This is a genomic window from Streptomyces violens, from assembly GCF_000717745.1.
Classification (GTDB): domain Bacteria; phylum Actinomycetota; class Actinomycetes; order Streptomycetales; family Streptomycetaceae; genus Streptomyces; species Streptomyces violens.
Genome location: NZ_JOBH01000004.1, coordinates 373284 through 387571, shown reverse-complemented (window position 1 = coordinate 387571; position 14288 = coordinate 373284). Strand labels below are relative to the sequence as shown.

The window sequence follows — 14288 nt, the reverse complement described above, 5'->3', positions numbered from 1 at the left end:
CACTATTAAATATGAATTAATCGGCGAGGCCAAGCAGGTGCTGCGTTCGAGGTCAGCACGGTCTCAGCCCACCGCGGGCGTCTCCTCCAGGACGTGTGCCTGGATGGCGGTGGCCGCCGCGCCGCGGGCCCAGTACGCGAAGTCGCTGTGCTGGACGTCGAGTTCGAGCGGGGCGGTGCTGGGGTCGCGGTCGGCTCGTACGGCCTCCTCGACAGCGGTACGGGCCACCTCGGCCAGGCGCACTCCTTCCCCCGTGAGCACGATCTTCTGCACCAGCGTGAAGTTGGCGACCGCGGCGAGGAGACGGCCGAGGGCGCGTCCGGCTGCGGTGATGACCGGTGCGGCGACCGGGTCACCGTGCGCGGCGAGATCGAGGCACTCGTCGTAGGTCACCGAGCGGCGCAACCCGACGGAGACGGCGGCACAGATGGAAGGCCGCGACAGCATGGCCGTGGCGCAGCCTCGGTGCCCGTTCGGGCAGAGCGGCCCCATCGGGTCGAGGGGGCAGTGCCCCAGCAGTCCGACGCCGACGTCCGGACTGTCGACGACGGTGTCGTGCATGACCAGGCCGTAGCCCACGCCGGCGCCGATGGTGAGGACCGCGAAGCGGTCGTGGCCGCGGGCGGTGCCGAACCAGTGCTCGGCCCGGGTCAGTGCCAGCAGGTCGTTGTCGACGGTGACGGGGAGGCCGAGGGCGTCAGCGAGAAGGCTGCCGAGGGGGACGTCCTCGGACCACTCCAGGAACGGCGCGGCCGTGACGGTCGTGTGGTGCGCGACGCGTCCGCCGAGGCTGACTCCGACCCTGCTGATGCGCGGGCCCTCTGCGGTGAGTTCGCCGATCAGTTCGGCGATGGTCGCCACGACGGAGGCCGGGTCACGGCCGGGCAGCGGCTTTCGGGCGGAGCCGACGACCTCGGCACGCAGCGTTGTGAGGACGGCGTGGACATCGTCGCCGGTCACCTTGGCGCCGATGAAGTGGTGGGCCGCGGCGTTGATGTCCAGCGGCCGGGACCGGCGCCCCGTCCGGGCCTCGTGTCCGGCCTGACCATGATCGGCGTCCACCTCCACGAGCAGACCGCTGTCAACGAGGGGATTGGCGAGCCGGGTGAGACTACCGGCCGACATGGACAGACGGCGGGCTATCTCGCTGCGAGTGACCGGCCCGCGCAGCAGCACTTCCAGGGCGACGGCGCGACCGGCTCCGGCGAGCGGGGTCGACGGAGCAGACGTGGCATCCACCGGGTGGTCTCCGCAGGGAGTAGAGACGGGCGTCGTGCGGGGTTCATCATCCCATGCACCCTCTAATGGTTCCGTCGCGAAATCAATAGGTCGCGAGGACGGTCGTTTCCCCGGCGAAAAGCGAGCGTTTCCCGGGGTTGACGAAGCAAGACTTCCGCGATGAAAGTAAATGTCGAGTCGGCGACTCACTCGCCTGCCCCGTCAAGGGTGTTGGACGCCCTCACTCCTTTCCAAGGGATCTCGTATGTCCGAGCATCTCCATGACCACCGTCTCCACTTCCGCGCCGCAGGCATGAGCCTCGTCCTGGACTGCACCAGCGGCCTGCTCCCCCGGGTCGTCCACTGGGGCGCGGATCTCGGTGAACTCACCGGCGACGCGCTGGCCACACTGGTCCGCACCGAAGCGGCACAGGTCATGTCGAGCTCACTCGACGAGCCGGTACCGGTCAGCGTGCTGCCGCAGCAGTCCGCCGGCTGGCTCGGCACGCCCGGCCTCACGGGGCACCGGGACGGGGCGGACTTCTCCACCGCCTTCACCGTCCGGTCCGTCCGGCGCGGCGCCGGCGACAACCACGGCGACAGCGACGGCCCGGTACGGCACCGCCTGGTCGTGGACGCCATCGACAGCCAGGCGGAACTCGCGTTGTGCCTGGAGATCGAGGTCACCGCGTCGGGACTCGTACGGCAGCGGGCCACGCTCACCAACGACAGCGATCGCCCGTACACCGTGGCCGGCCTGCTCCTGACCTTCCCCGTCCCCGGCCAGGCCACCGAACTGCTCGACCTCACCGGTCGGCATCTGCGCGAACGCGCCCCGCAGCGCCACGAGTTCACCATCGGCACGCATCTGCGGGAGAACCGGCGGGGCCGCACCGGACTCGACGCGACGCTCGTGCACGTCGCGGGTGAGAGCGGGTTCGGTTTCCGCACCGGCGAGGTGTGGGGACTGCACGTCGCCTGGAGCGGAAACCATCGCTCGCTGGCCGAGCGCACCCCCGCGGGGGTGCGCCTGCTCGGCGGCGGCGAAGCACTGCTGCCCGGTGAGGTCCGGCTCGCCGCGGGCGAGTGCTACGCCTCCCCGTGGATCTACGGTGCGTACGGACACGGGCTCGACGAACTGGCCGGGCGCTTCCACGGCTACCTGCGGGACCGATCGCAGCACCCCCGCACGCCCCGCCCGGTCACGCTCAACACCTGGGAAGCCGTCTACTTCCAGCAGGACCTGGACAAGCTGAAGGCACTCGCCGACGCGGCGGCCGAGGTCGGCGCGGAACGCTTCGTCCTCGACGACGGCTGGTTCACGGGACGCCGGGACGACACCGCAGGGCTCGGTGACTGGTACGTGGACAAGGGCGTCTGGCCCGATGGGCTGCATCCGTTGGTGGACCATGTGCACGCGCTTGGCATGGAGTTCGGCCTCTGGTTCGAGCCGGAGATGGTCAACGCCGACTCCGACCTCGCCCGCGCCCACCCCGAGTGGATCATGGCCACGGGCGGACGCACCCCGCCGACCGCCCGCCACCAGCAGGTCCTCGACCTCGGCCACCCGGCGGCGTACGGCTACCTCCTGGAGCGCCTGGACGCCCTGGTCACCGAGTACCGCATCGGCTACATCAAGTGGGACCACAACCGGGACCTGGTCGAGGCCGGACACAGTCCGCGCGGGACGGCCGGCGTCCACGCCCAGACCGGTGCGGTGTACCGGCTGATCGACGAACTGCGCACGCGCCACCCCGGCCTGGAGATCGAGTCCTGCTCCTCCGGCGGCGGACGCATCGACCTGGGCATCCTGGAACGCACCGACCGGGTGTGGACCAGCGACTGCATCGATGCGCTGGAACGCCAGCAGATCCAGCGCTGGACCGGCCTCCTGCTGCCGCCCGAGCTCCTCGGCGCTCACGTCGCCTCCCCCGTCGCCCATACGACCGGCCGCGCCCACACCCTCGACTTCCGCGCCGGAACGGCCCTGTTCGGCCACTTCGGCATCGAATGGGACCTCACCCTCGCCCCGGCCGAGGAGCGCGCCCGCCTCGCGGAGTGGGTTTCGGCGTACAAGCGGCTGCGGCCCCTGTTGCATTCGGGCACCGTCGTCCACGCCGACCACCCCGACCCGGCCCTGTGGCTGCACGGCGTCGTGGCGCCCGACCGGTCCCGTGCCGTCTATGCCGTGGTGCAGACGGCCACGAGCGTGCAGTCCCCGCCCGGGCGCGTCCGCCTGCCCGGCCTCGCCCCCGACGCGGTCTACCGCCTCTCCCCGCTGCCGCCCGGAGACCGCCCCGAGGGTCCCACCGACTCACCACTCCCCTGGTGGCACGGCGACAAGGGGGTGGAGCTGACCGGACGGGTGCTGAGCACCGCCGGCGTCCAGGCCCCCGCGCTGTACCCGGAGCGGCTGGTCCTCATCGAGGCCCGCCGCGTCTGACGTCACCCGGTACCGCTCCGGCAGCCGGCCAGGAACACAGGGTCGGCAGGCAGGTGCGTCAACGTCTCGTGCAGATCTTCTTTTGCGGTCGGATCAGCCGGACTGGACAGTCATGGCCGCCGTGAGGGTGGTGCCGTCGATGGGGTCGATGAGGAGGAAGGAACCGGTGCGGCGGCAGGTGGCGTAGGTGTCCAACGGGAGAGGCGCGGCGGTGCGGAGCACGACGCGGCCGATGTCGTTGGCAGCCAGCTCGCCCGGCGCCGGGTGCTGGGAGAGGTCGTCGAGGGCCAGCCTGGAGGGGATCTCCTTGACGATGGCCTGTACCGTGCGCGTCGTCTGCTTGAGCAGTACGCGCTGTCCGGGGGTCAGCGGAGTCTCCGCCACATGGCACACCGTCGCCTCGACGTCCTGGCTGATCGCCGGCGGGTTGTCGGCCGGGACCAGCAGGTCGCCCCGGGAGATGTCGATGTCGTCCGCCAGCAGCAGGGTCACCGACTGCGGGGCCCGGGCCGCCTCGACGGGCCTTCCCAGCAGGTCGATCCCGGTGACCTTCGTCGTACGGCCGGACGGCAGGACGGTGACCGCATCGCCCACCCGGAACACACCGGCTGCGATCTGGCCCGCATAGCCCCGGTAGTCGGGTAGCTCGACGGTCTGCGGCCGGATGACGTACTGCACCGGAAAGCGCGCCGGTTCCTCGGACGGGTCGGCGACGACCGGGACCGTCTCCAGGTGCTCCAGGACGGTCGGGCCGCCGTACCAGTCCATGTGGGCGGACGGCGTCACCACGTTGTCGCCGGCCAGCGCCGAGATCGGGACCGCGGTGATCTCCGGTACACCCAGCGAGGCCGCGTAGGTGGTGAACTCCTCGGCGATGGCCGCGAAGACCGACTCCTGGTAGTCCACCAGGTCCATCTTGTTGACCGCGAGGACCACGTGCGGGACGCGCAGCAGCGCGGCGATAGCGGCGTGCCGGCGGGTCTGCTCGACGACGCCGTTACGGGCGTCGACCAGCACCACGGCCAGCTCGGCGGTCGAGGCGCCGGTGACCATGTTGCGGGTGTACTGCACGTGGCCCGGGGTGTCGGCGAGGATGAACCGCCGCCGGGGCGTGGCGAAGTAGCGGTAGGCGACATCGATGGTGATGCCCTGTTCCCGCTCCGCCCGCAGCCCGTCGGTCAGCAGGGCCAGGTCGAGGCCCTGCCGGCCGCGGGCGGTCGAGGCGCGTTCCACTGCCTGCAGTTGATCGGCGAGGATCGACTTGGAGTCGTGCAGAAGCCGGCCGACGAAGGTGGATTTGCCGTCGTCCACCGAGCCGGCGGTGGCGAACCGCAGCAGTGTGGTGGCGGACGGCTGGTCAGTGGTGCTGCCCATGTCTAGAAGTACCCCTCGCGCTTGCGGTCCTCCATCGCGGCCTCCGAGAGCCGGTCATCGGCGCGGGTCGCCCCGCGCTCGGTCAGCCGGGACGTCGCGACCTCGGCGATGACCTTCTCGATCGTGTCGGCGTCGGATTCCACCGCGCCGGTGCAGGACATGTCCCCCACCGTGCGGTAGCGCACCCGGCGGCACTCGACCGTCTCGCCGTCCTTGGGACCGCCCCACTCCCCCGGCGCCAGCCACATGCCGTCCCGGGCGAACACCTCGCGCTTGTGCGCGTAGTAGATCGACGGCAGCTCGATGCCTTCCCGCGCGATGTACTGCCAGATGTCCAGCTCCGTGAAGTTCGACAGCGGGAAGACGCGCACGTGCTCGCCCGGGGCGTGCCGGCCGTTGTACAGGTTCCACAGCTCCGGCCGCTGCCGGCGCGGGTCCCACTGCGAGAACTCGTCCCGCAACGAGAACACCCGTTCCTTCGCCCGCGCCTTCTCCTCGTCCCGGCGCCCGCCGCCCAGGACCGCGTCGAACCGCTCGGTCCTGACCTTCTCGGTGAGCGGCACCGTCTGGAGCGGGTTACGCGTACCGTCCGGCCGCTCGCGCAGCACACCCCTGTCGAGATAGTCCTGTACGAGCGCCACATGAAGCTGCAATCCATGCGCGGCCACCACCCGGTCCCGGTAGTCGATCACCTCGGGGAAGTTGTGCCCGGTGTCCACGTGCAGGAGGGAGAACGGCACCGGCGCGGGCGCGAACGCCTTCAGCGCCAGGTGCAGCATCACGATCGAGTCCTTGCCTCCCGAGAAGAGCAGCACCGGATTCTCGAACTCCCCCGCCACCTCCCGGAGGATGTGCACCGCCTCGGACTCCAGTACGTCCAGATGTCCGAGGGTGAGGTTCGGATGCGGGCTCGTGGCCGTCACGCGACGAACCGTCGCTCGACGAGCAGATCCCGCAGCGCCGCTGCCGACTCCGCGGCCGGCTGCCCGTGTGCCGGAATGACGAGATCCGGCTTCTCGGGGATTTCGTACGGGTCGTCCACGCCGGTCAGGCCGGTGAGTTCGCCGGCCCGCTGTTTCGCGTAGAGGCCCTTCACGTCGCGCTGCGCGCAGACTTCGACGGGTGTGGCCACATGGACTTCCAAAAAGGCGGTGCCACTCTCACTGTGCCGCTGTCGTATCGCGTCGCGGCTGTCGGCATACGGAGCGACGACCGGGACGAGGACGAGCACGCCGTTGCGGGCGAGAACCTCGGCCATCAGACCGATGCGTCCCAGGTTCTGGTGCCGGTCCTCGCGGCTGTAGCCGAGGTCCGCCGTCAGGGTCTTGCGCATCTCGTCGCCGTCCAGCACCTCGACGCGGTATCCGTCGTGGCGCAGCGGCTCGGCCACGAGGTGCGCGAGGGTCGACTTGCCCGCGCTGGGCAGTCCGGTCAGCAGTACGGTCACACCGCAGTCACACGGTCCGGGGTGAACCACCATGGTCGGTTGAACCTCATTTCAGGTCGATGCCACTGACCGAGGAGTGAGGACAGTTGTATTGCCTTCGGCGTGACCCGATACGTACGCGTCGTTCGCTGCGCGGAAGCAGTGACGTATCGCACTTGGTGCAGCTCTCAACAAGTTCTCGCAACGAGTAGTATGCAGAAAAGACTGCTCCACTCGACATGCCGCAGACGACATTGTTGCCCGGCAGGCCGAGACACGCAACAGAATCAGGCGATCTCCATGAACATCGATCCGAAGTACGCAGAGACCAGTTATTCCGTCACGATCGTGGCGGAGAACCCGGCGGACGAGAGAGCACGGACGACCATTTCCTCGCGGGTCCGGATCGATGAGGACCTTGCTCCACAGGTCGTGGAGGTGTCGGTCATGGCACCGAAGGACGGCGCCCTGTCCGCCAACGTCGTACGCTCGATCGACTTCGATGGACTCATCCAGTGGCTGGGCACTGCCGTCACGGGAGTACTGCCCGCCGCGGAGCCGTCGCCGAAGACCACCTATCAGAAGGTCGGTGAACTGCCGGGCCGGTCCGCCGAGTCCGCGCGGGAGACCCGCGGCGCCAGGACCGAGCGGCCGTACCGGCGGATGCCGGACGCCGAACTGGTGGCGGACGTCTTCCGCCGCAGCGGCAGCGTGGGCCAGGTCGCCCGGCACTTCGACGTCCCCCGATACACCGCCCAGGCATGGGTGGACCGGCTGCGACGCGGCGGCGTGCTGTGAGCAGCAGCCGGGTGCGGTGAGCGGCCGCGCACCGTCGTTCGTAGCCTCCTGGTACAGACTCTGCATGAGTCGGTGTTTTCCTGAAATACTCGTCACATGACAACGGAAAAGACGGAGCAGCGTTTCGGACCCTACGTCGACCATCTGGGCCTGGAGTTCGAGCGGATCGGCCCCGACCAGGTGGTGGCCGGCTGGTCGGCGCGGGGGGACCTGCTCCAGCCGCACGGCATCCTGCACGGCGGGGTGCACTGCGCGGTGGTCGAGTCCGTGGCCAGCGTGGCCGCAGCGCGCTGGCTCGGTGACCGGGGCACCGTGGTCGGGACCAGCAATTCCACCGACTTCTTCGCCCCGGTGACCGTGGCCAACGGCCGGCTCACCTCGACCGCGCTGCCGATCCACCGCGGCGCCACCCAGCAGGTCTGGGCGGTGGAGACGGTGGACGCGACGGGCCGTCTGGTCGCCCACGGCCAGGTCAGGCTGCAGAACCTGCGCTGAACCGGCCGGAGTGCAGACCTGGGCCCCGAGCCGCCGAGCGGCCCGGAAGCGGAGCACGCCCCGCGTCCGGGCCGACGGCTTTCCCACCGGAACGCGGCCCGTCACTCGCGCGGACGGGCGGAGCGGCTCCAGCGCCGCATGACCGGGCGCTCCACCAAGGCGTACAGCAGCCAGGCCAGCACCAGGCTGGTCCCGATGGTCAGCACCGCCAGCGTCAGTACGTGCGGCCAGGACGCGGGGCCGCCCGGCGGGGCGCCCCAGGCCGGCGAGGTACGGCCGATCCAGCCGTAGGCCACGACCAGCCAGTGCACCAGATACAGGGCGAAGGAAATCTCGCCCAGGAACACCATGATCCGGCTGCTGAAGAAGCTGCCCCGGCCCGTGATGTCGGCGTTGGCGGCCGACGCGACCAGGAAGCCCAGCGGCACGGCCGTGAGCACCACGAAGCCGAGGTTGCCCGGCAGCATGGCCGTGGCCACGAGCGGCACCACCGGCAGCAGCAGCGCCACGGGGAGCGGCAGCCGGAACCAGCGCTTGTGGATGACGATCAGCGCCATCACGATGCCCAGCAGGAACTCCAGCATGCGCGCGGGCGGGAAGAAGGTCATGAACCACATGGCCTCCCAGGGTTGGCCGGTGCCCCGGTGGATCTCGCCGGACTTCGGCAGCACCGCGGCCACCAGCGGGACGGCCCAGATCGCGGCGTACACACCGCAGAACGCCGGCCACAGCCGCTCGGGGCGGATTTTCCGCAACAGCGTCAGCAGTACCGGAAAGGCCAGGTAGAACAGCAGCTCACAGGCGAGTGACCAGGTCGGGGTGTTGGACCACAGGTTGAACTGGAGCTGCTGGCTCGGGATCCAGGAATGCACCAGGAACAGCGTCGCGAGCGTGTCGCGGCCCGACAGGGCGTGGCCGGCAGCCGCCGCGAGCAAGCACGCGGCGAGGAACGTCACCACATGGTTCGGATAGATCTTGAAGAATCGCCGCCGCCAGAACCGGCCCACGGTGTCGTTGTCCTGGGCGACCCACGTCAGGACGAATCCGCTCAGGATGAAGAAGAACGACACGCCGACGGCGCCGAGTTCATGGAGAACCAGGAGCAGGGGTATCTGGTCCGGCGCGACCCGCGGCAGCAGGTTCGTGCCCACGTGCGAGAGCACCACCATGAACGCGGCAATGAAGCGCAGTCCCGTGAGGGAGTCCAGTTTCCGGTCCCGGGGGACGTCGAGCGTGGTGACGGGCAGGGTGTCTCTCGGAACGGTGCGCTGTCTCTGCACGCTCACGCTTCCCTGTTGGATTCGGCGGGGGCGGGGGCGAGTTCGCCGGCCAGCTCACGGATGGCGGTGGACCGGTAGAAGTTGCGCACCGGCAGGCGGAGGCCCTGTTCGGCCTCGATCAAGTCGATCACCTCGACGGCGGTCAGCGAGGTGCCACCGAGCGCGAAGAAGTCGTCCTCCGGGGTCACCTCCTGTTCCAGCTTGAGCACCCGCCGGTAGACGCTCTGCACATAGCGGATTCGGTCCTCGTCGTGGACCAGAGCCGGGTCGGCCATCGTCATCCCCTCATCGTTGGGCGGCGGCACCGTGCCGCGCCGGTTCTCGTTGGTTCCTTCGGCCTGTGGGCCCGGGCGTGCGTGCTGTCCGGCCCGGCACGTCAGCCGGCCGGTCCTGCCGCCCGGGTGAGCAACTGCCGGGCGGCCTCGACCACCTCGGCGGTACTCACTCCGTGCGCCTCCAGTGCGTCCCGCTGGGTGGCGACCCGGGTGCCCACACGGCCCCGTACGGCGAGCCGGCGCAGCGGCACGGTCAGTTCGGCCGCGACCACCTCGGCGACCGCGTCGCCCATGCCGCCCTGCGGGCGGTGCTCCTCGACGGTCACCACCCCGGCCCGGCCGCGGCATGCGGCGAGCAGCCCGTCCCGGTCCAGCGGATGCAGTGTGTGCAGGTCGAGGACGTGCGCTTCGTACCCTTCGCGGGCCAGCTCCGCGGCCGCTTCCAGGACGAACAGCAGCGGCAGCGGCCCGGCCGCGACCAGCGTGATGTCCGCGCCCTCGCGCAGCACCCGGGCCCGGCCGAGCCGGAACTCGGGCACCGGGCCGGGCGGTTCGGGTGTGGCCGAACGGCCCAGCCGCAGATATCCGGGGCCCGGCAGGGCGTGCAGTTGCCGGGTGGCCGCGCCGATCTGGCGGCCGTCGCCCGGTACGACGACGGTCAGCTCGGCCAGGGCACGCACCACTGCCAGGTCCTCCAGGGCGAAGTGGCTGGTGCCGAAGTGGGCGGCGGCCAGCCCCGCGTGGGTGGCGATCACCCGTACGGGGAGCTGGTTGCCGACCACGTCGAGCTTGAGGAATTCACCGGCGCGCAGCGCGGCGAAGCCGGCCATCGTGTGCACGTACGGGACGAAGCCGCGCCGGGCGAGTCCGGCGGCGACCGTCATCAGGTTCGCCTCCGCGATCCCGACATTGATGTAGCGCTCCGGGAACCGCTCGCCGAAGACGGACTCCAGGCCGCCGGTATCGGAGTCCACACAGACCACACGGGGGTCTTCGGCGGCCAGCTCCAGCAGGGCCTCCCGGTAGGCGGCCCGGGGGTCCGGGCCGATGGCCGGCCCCGCGCTCTCCCCCGCGTGCGGTGCGGACGGGCCGGTGTCCTGGACGGTCGGTGTGCTGCTCACTGTGCACCTCCGGCGGCCGGTTGGCCGAGTGCGCCCAGGGCGCGGCGCACCAGTGCCGGCTTGAGCTTGGTGTAGTGTCCGGCGACCCGGCTTTCCAGGAACGGCACCCCGCGGCCCTTCACGGTCCGGGCGATCACCGCGACGGGACCGGCCGGGGAGGGGCTCAGTGCCTCGGGCAGCGCGGACAGGTCGTGCCCGTCGACCGTACGCACGTGCCAGCCGAAGGCCGCGAACTTGGCGTCCAGCGGCTCCAGACCCACACACTCCTCGGTGCCCCCGGTGATCTGGAGTCCGTTGCGGTCCACCACCGCTACCAGACCGGACAGTTGGCGGTGCCCGGCGAGCAGCGCGGCTTCCCAGACACTGCCCTCCTGGAGCTCGCCGTCGCCCAGCAACGTGTAGACGTGCCGGTCGCCGCCGCGCAGCCGCTCGGCCAGTGCGAGCCCCACCGACAGCCCCAGCCCATGGCCCAGCGAGCCGGTGGCGAACTCGACACCGGGCAGGTCGTACGGCGGATGCCCGAACAGCCTGCTGCCGGGCCGGGCGAAACCGTCCAGCTCGTCGGCCGGGATCCGGCCGAGCTGGGCCAGCGCACTGTACAGCGCGGGTGCGGCATGGCCCTTACTGAGGACGAACGAGTCGCCCGGGCGCAGCAGTTGTGCGTACAGGACGGCCAGCACGTCGGCGCAGGACAGGCTGCCCCCGGTGTGCGCGCCTTCGGGGCCGCCGGCCATCCGGATCACGTCCTGGCGGATCCGCAGGGCCATCGCCGCCGGGTCGGGCGCCGCCTCCCCGGGGAGGTCGGGGTCCGCGGGCGCGGGGTCCACAGGCCCGGCGGGCGCGTGGGCGGTCGGTGGCGGCGCGGCCATGTCTGTTCCCTTCGTGGTGGTGGTCGGGGAGTTCGTCGGTCCGGCGGTCAGCCTTTGCGCAGCATCTCCCGCCAGCCGGGGGCGGGGCGCGCGACGGCCATGCGGCGGACCAGGTCGAGGTGGCGCCAGGTCTTCTCGAAGGCGTCGGCGTAGTGCCGCAGCAGCGGCCCGGCGGCCGGGTCCAGGTGCCGGCGCTGGAGGCAGAGCGAGCCGTCCACCACGGCGGTGGTCACCGGAAAGCGCTCGGCCACCTGGTCCAGGGCGGCGCTGTCGGACAGCCCTGCGGGGCGGAACGCGGGGTGCGCGGGCAGCGGGGCGACCTGGTACTGGGAGACCGGCACTCCTTCGGCCCGCAGCATCCGGTGCAGGGCGGCACGCAGGCCGGTGCGGTGTTCCGGCTTGAGATCCAGCTCGTCCGGCTCGGGCATGAGGCGCAGGATGTGCCAGGCGTGGGTGCGCCCGGCCGGAATCCGCGGTCCGCGCAGCCCGGGCAACCGGTCGAGCCGGCCGACCAGTTCGCGGATGCCCGGTTCACGCCTGCGGGCGTCTTCGTCGAAGCGGGCCAACTGGGAGCGGGTGAACGCCGCAGCGACGGGGGCCATACGGGCATTGAGTGCGGCCTGATGGGAGATGTAGGTGCGCGTACCCGTCGACTCCGGTGCCCGCTCGCCGAAATTGCGCAGTCGGACCAACTGCTCGTACAGACCGTCGTCGTCGGTGGTGATGAGCCCGCCCTCGCCGCAGGACGGCAGGTTCTTGTGGGGGTGCAGGCTGAAGCAGCCGGCCCGGCCCAGCGCCCCGGCCCGCCGACCGTCGAGCAGCGCGCCGTGCGCCTGCGCCGCGTCTTCCACGAGCGGTACGCCCAGCCGGTCGGCCACCCGTCGCAGCCCCGGCATGTCGGCGGGCAGCCCGTGCAGATGGACCGGCAGCAGCGCCGCGGTGCGCGGCCCGGCGACAGCGGCGACGGCCTCCGGGTCCAGGGTGTAGGTGCCGGGTTCCACGTCGGCGAACACCGGGGTGGCGCCCGTCGCGTACACGGCGTGCGCGGTGGCGTTCATGGTCAGGGCCGGGACGATCACCTCGTCACCGGGGCCGATCCCGCAGCCGCGCAGGGCCAGATGCAGCGCTGCGGTGCCGGAGGCCACGGCGACGCAGTGCCGGGTTCCGGTGGCCTCGGCCCAGGCCCGCTCCAGGGCGGGGACCTCCGTCTCTCCCGGCGACGCGGCGTTCAGCCGTCCGCTGCGCAGTACGCGCAGCACGGCCTGTTCGTCCTCCGGGGTGACCACCGGCCAGGTGCCGCCGGGGGTGTCCCTCGGCACGGCCCGTTCCCCGCCGAGCAGGGCCAGTTCGTGCGAAGACTGTTGCCTCGGCTCTTCCGCCTCTTCCGCACTGCGCTGTCCGGTGCCCCGTTGTTCCGTGTCCCCCGATGCAGAGTCTGCATCGGGGGCACCGTCTGTGTATCCGTCGTCGCGCTGTTGCCCGGCCGGCGCGGCGATGTCTGCGGACTGTGTGGTGCCGCTCCCCGGCTCCCCCACCTCGATCTCCACTCGCAGGGCCTCCCACCTGCTTCTTCGGTGATTCCGCGCGGCGCGGCCGCGGGGAGTCACCGACTTGGATACGTGCGTTCGCTCCTGCCGGTACCGCGGGTGAACGATGCCGTGGCTCACGAGAATTGGCCCCGAACCCGATCTCCAGGAGGTGTGCCCTTGTGCAGCATGTGTTAGCTTCTGCAGAGTTCTCCAGAGAGTAGTCACACAATCTTCAGGAGGCAACACATGACTACTGCACTCAGCGTGCAGTGCCCCGAGTGCGGGGGCTCGGTGAACGTGCGTGAAGACGTGCTGGCGGCCGAGATCGTGATCTGCCGGCACTGCTCCAGCGAACTCGAAGTCGTGGCGACCGGACCGGTGGTGCTGGCCATGGCCCCCGAAGTCGAAGAGGACTGGGGCGAATAGACCCGGCCCGCACGTTTCTTTCGCCAACTGGGAGGAGTGGCCCATGAAGACGAGTGTTCTCGGTGCGGCTGGCTACACCGGCGGGGAACTGCTGCGCCTGGTGCACGCCCATCCGGAGCTGGAGCTGGCTCAGGCCGTCTCGCGCCGGTACGCGGGTCGGCCGGTCGCCGAGGTGCATCCCAACCTCCAGCACCTCGGGCTGACGTTCCGGTCCCCGCAAGAGCTGGACCGGGTGGACACCGTCTTCCTGGCGCTGCCGGCCGGGGCCTCCGCCGAGGTGGAGGCCGAGGTCGCGGAGCGGGCCGGGACGGTCGTGGACCTGAGCCCGGACTTCCGGGCGGGTGCCCGCTCGGCGTCCGGCAGCCCGTACCGCACCGGCCTGCCCGAGCTGTTCGCGGACGAGCTGGCCGGTGCCGAGCGGATCAGTGTGCCGGGCTGTACGGCCACCGCCGCCGTACTCGCCCTCGCCCCCGTGCAACGGGCCGGTCTGGTGGCGGGCGATGTGGTGGTGGACGCCCGGGCCAGCTCGTCCGGCTCCGGGGCCGAGCCGACCGCGTCCTCGCACCACGCGGAGCGCGGCCACGCCTTCCGGGTCTACCGGCCCGCCGGGCACCGGCACGAGGCCGAGATCGCCCAACTGGCCGGAGTGCGGGCACGGATGACGGTGACGGCCGTCCCGGCGGTGCGGGGCCTGCAGGTGATCTGCCACGTCACGCCCCCCGAGCCGGTCACCCGCCGCGACGTACTGCGGGTGCTGCAACGCGCTTACCGTGACAGCCCGTTCGTGCGCGTGATCGCGCGCGGCCGCGGGGTGCACAGGATGCCGGACCCGCAGTTCCTGGGCGGCACCAACTTCACGGACATCGGCTGCGCGGTCGACGAGGACGGCCGCCGCATCGTACTGGTGGCCGCGCTCGACAACCTGGTCAAGGGGGCGGCGGGCGGCGGGGTGCAGAGCCTCAACGTGGCCCGCGGTCTGCCCGAGGACGCGGGACTGGACTTCCCGGGCCTGCATCCGGCCTGAGACCGGAGAG

General features: G+C 71.1%; 14 protein-coding genes. 5 read left to right on the top strand and 9 right to left on the bottom strand.

Going from position 1 to position 14288, the window contains the following annotated elements:
• Positions 1 to 63: 63 nt before the first annotated feature.
• Positions 64 to 1239, bottom strand: a complete 1176-nt coding sequence (locus tag IF04_RS0110365; RefSeq protein ID WP_037958890.1) for an ROK family transcriptional regulator — start codon at positions 1237 to 1239, stop codon at positions 64 to 66.
• 244 nt (positions 1240 to 1483) lie between these two features.
• On the opposite strand from IF04_RS0110365, the gene IF04_RS0110360 reads away from it, so the two are divergent.
• Positions 1484 to 3661: an alpha-galactosidase gene (locus tag IF04_RS0110360; protein WP_030253837.1), complete on the top strand. Its 2178-nt coding sequence runs from the start codon at positions 1484 to 1486 to the stop codon at positions 3659 to 3661.
• Between the two features lie 93 nt (positions 3662 to 3754).
• Here the strand turns inward: IF04_RS0110360 and IF04_RS0110355 are convergent, their stop codons facing one another.
• The 3 genes from IF04_RS0110355 to cysC are packed head-to-tail and all read right to left on the bottom strand — an operon-like array spanning position 3755 to position 6515.
• Entirely contained in the window at positions 3755 to 5035 is a 1281-nt protein-coding gene (locus IF04_RS0110355; protein WP_051831013.1) for a sulfate adenylyltransferase subunit 1, read from the bottom strand.
• A 2-nt stretch (positions 5036 to 5037) separates the two neighbouring features.
• Positions 5038 to 5958, bottom strand: a complete 921-nt coding sequence (gene cysD, locus IF04_RS0110350) for a sulfate adenylyltransferase subunit CysD (RefSeq protein WP_030253832.1) — start codon at positions 5956 to 5958, stop codon at positions 5038 to 5040.
• Positions 5955 to 6515 (bottom strand): adenylyl-sulfate kinase, encoded by a 561-nt coding sequence (cysC, locus tag IF04_RS0110345; protein WP_030253830.1) that lies wholly within the window; start codon positions 6513 to 6515, stop codon positions 5955 to 5957. Before cysC ends, cysD begins: the two co-directional genes overlap by 4 nt.
• 246 nt (positions 6516 to 6761) lie before the next feature.
• On the opposite strand from cysC, the gene IF04_RS0110340 reads away from it, so the two are divergent.
• Together IF04_RS0110340 and IF04_RS0110335 are read left to right on the top strand one after the other, a co-directional pair.
• Positions 6762 to 7259, top strand: coding sequence for a hypothetical protein (locus IF04_RS0110340; RefSeq protein ID WP_030253828.1), 498 nt, complete (start codon positions 6762 to 6764; stop codon positions 7257 to 7259).
• A 96-nt stretch (positions 7260 to 7355) separates the two neighbouring features.
• A complete protein-coding gene (locus IF04_RS0110335) occupies positions 7356 to 7754 on the top strand; it encodes a PaaI family thioesterase (RefSeq protein ID WP_030253826.1) in 399 nt (132 codons plus the stop codon).
• 101 nt (positions 7755 to 7855) lie between these two features.
• On the opposite strand, the gene IF04_RS0110330 is transcribed toward IF04_RS0110335, so the two are convergent.
• The 5 genes from IF04_RS0110330 to IF04_RS0110310 form a co-directional block, all read right to left on the bottom strand.
• The gene (locus tag IF04_RS0110330) at positions 7856 to 9040 is read right to left on the bottom strand and encodes an acyltransferase family protein (RefSeq protein ID WP_030253824.1); all 1185 of its coding nucleotides are present in this window, start codon (positions 9038 to 9040) and stop codon (positions 7856 to 7858) included.
• Complete coding sequence (locus IF04_RS0110325; protein WP_157847636.1) at positions 9037 to 9309, bottom strand: acyl carrier protein; 273 nt, start codon at positions 9307 to 9309, stop codon at positions 9037 to 9039. The genes IF04_RS0110330 and IF04_RS0110325 overlap by 4 nt, the downstream gene beginning before the upstream one ends.
• Positions 9310 to 9410: 101 nt before the next feature.
• On the bottom strand, positions 9411 to 10430 hold the full coding sequence (locus IF04_RS0110320; protein WP_078600108.1) for a transketolase family protein: 1020 nt from the start codon (positions 10428 to 10430) through the stop codon (positions 9411 to 9413).
• Positions 10427 to 11299 (bottom strand): transketolase, encoded by an 873-nt coding sequence (locus IF04_RS0110315; protein ID WP_078600106.1) that lies wholly within the window; start codon positions 11297 to 11299, stop codon positions 10427 to 10429. The genes IF04_RS0110320 and IF04_RS0110315 overlap by 4 nt, the downstream gene beginning before the upstream one ends.
• A gap of 47 nt (positions 11300 to 11346) precedes the next feature.
• A complete protein-coding gene (locus IF04_RS0110310) occupies positions 11347 to 12618 on the bottom strand; it encodes a DegT/DnrJ/EryC1/StrS family aminotransferase (protein ID WP_211259786.1) in 1272 nt (423 codons plus the stop codon).
• Between the two features lie 456 nt (positions 12619 to 13074).
• On the opposite strand from IF04_RS0110310, the gene lysW reads away from it, so the two are divergent.
• On the top strand, positions 13075 to 13254 hold the full coding sequence (gene lysW, locus IF04_RS0110305) for a lysine biosynthesis protein LysW (protein WP_030253814.1): 180 nt from the start codon (positions 13075 to 13077) through the stop codon (positions 13252 to 13254).
• A 43-nt stretch (positions 13255 to 13297) separates the two neighbouring features.
• Positions 13298 to 14278: an N-acetyl-gamma-glutamyl-phosphate reductase gene (argC, locus tag IF04_RS0110300; protein ID WP_030253811.1), complete on the top strand. Its 981-nt coding sequence runs from the start codon at positions 13298 to 13300 to the stop codon at positions 14276 to 14278.
• The last annotated feature ends 10 nt before the right edge of the window (positions 14279 to 14288 follow it).

Excerpts from the sequence above, each read along its gene's own strand:
- IF04_RS0110315 (WP_078600106.1), bottom strand. The coding sequence starts at position 11,299 with ATGGCCGCGCCGCCACCGACCGCCCACGCGCCCGCCGGGCCTGTGGAC.
- argC (WP_030253811.1), top strand. The coding sequence starts at position 13,298 with ATGAAGACGAGTGTTCTCGGTGCGGCTGGCTACACCGGCGGGGAACTG.
- IF04_RS0110360 (WP_030253837.1), top strand. The coding sequence starts at position 1,484 with ATGTCCGAGCATCTCCATGACCACCGTCTCCACTTCCGCGCCGCAGGC.
- IF04_RS0110325 (WP_157847636.1), bottom strand. The coding sequence starts at position 9,309 with ATGGCCGACCCGGCTCTGGTCCACGACGAGGACCGAATCCGCTATGTG.
- IF04_RS0110355 (WP_051831013.1), bottom strand. The coding sequence starts at position 5,035 with ATGGGCAGCACCACTGACCAGCCGTCCGCCACCACACTGCTGCGGTTC.
- lysW (WP_030253814.1), top strand. The coding sequence starts at position 13,075 with ATGACTACTGCACTCAGCGTGCAGTGCCCCGAGTGCGGGGGCTCGGTG.
- IF04_RS0110340 (WP_030253828.1), top strand. The coding sequence starts at position 6,762 with ATGAACATCGATCCGAAGTACGCAGAGACCAGTTATTCCGTCACGATC.
- IF04_RS0110335 (WP_030253826.1), top strand. The coding sequence starts at position 7,356 with ATGACAACGGAAAAGACGGAGCAGCGTTTCGGACCCTACGTCGACCAT.
- cysC (WP_030253830.1), bottom strand. The coding sequence starts at position 6,515 with ATGGTGGTTCACCCCGGACCGTGTGACTGCGGTGTGACCGTACTGCTG.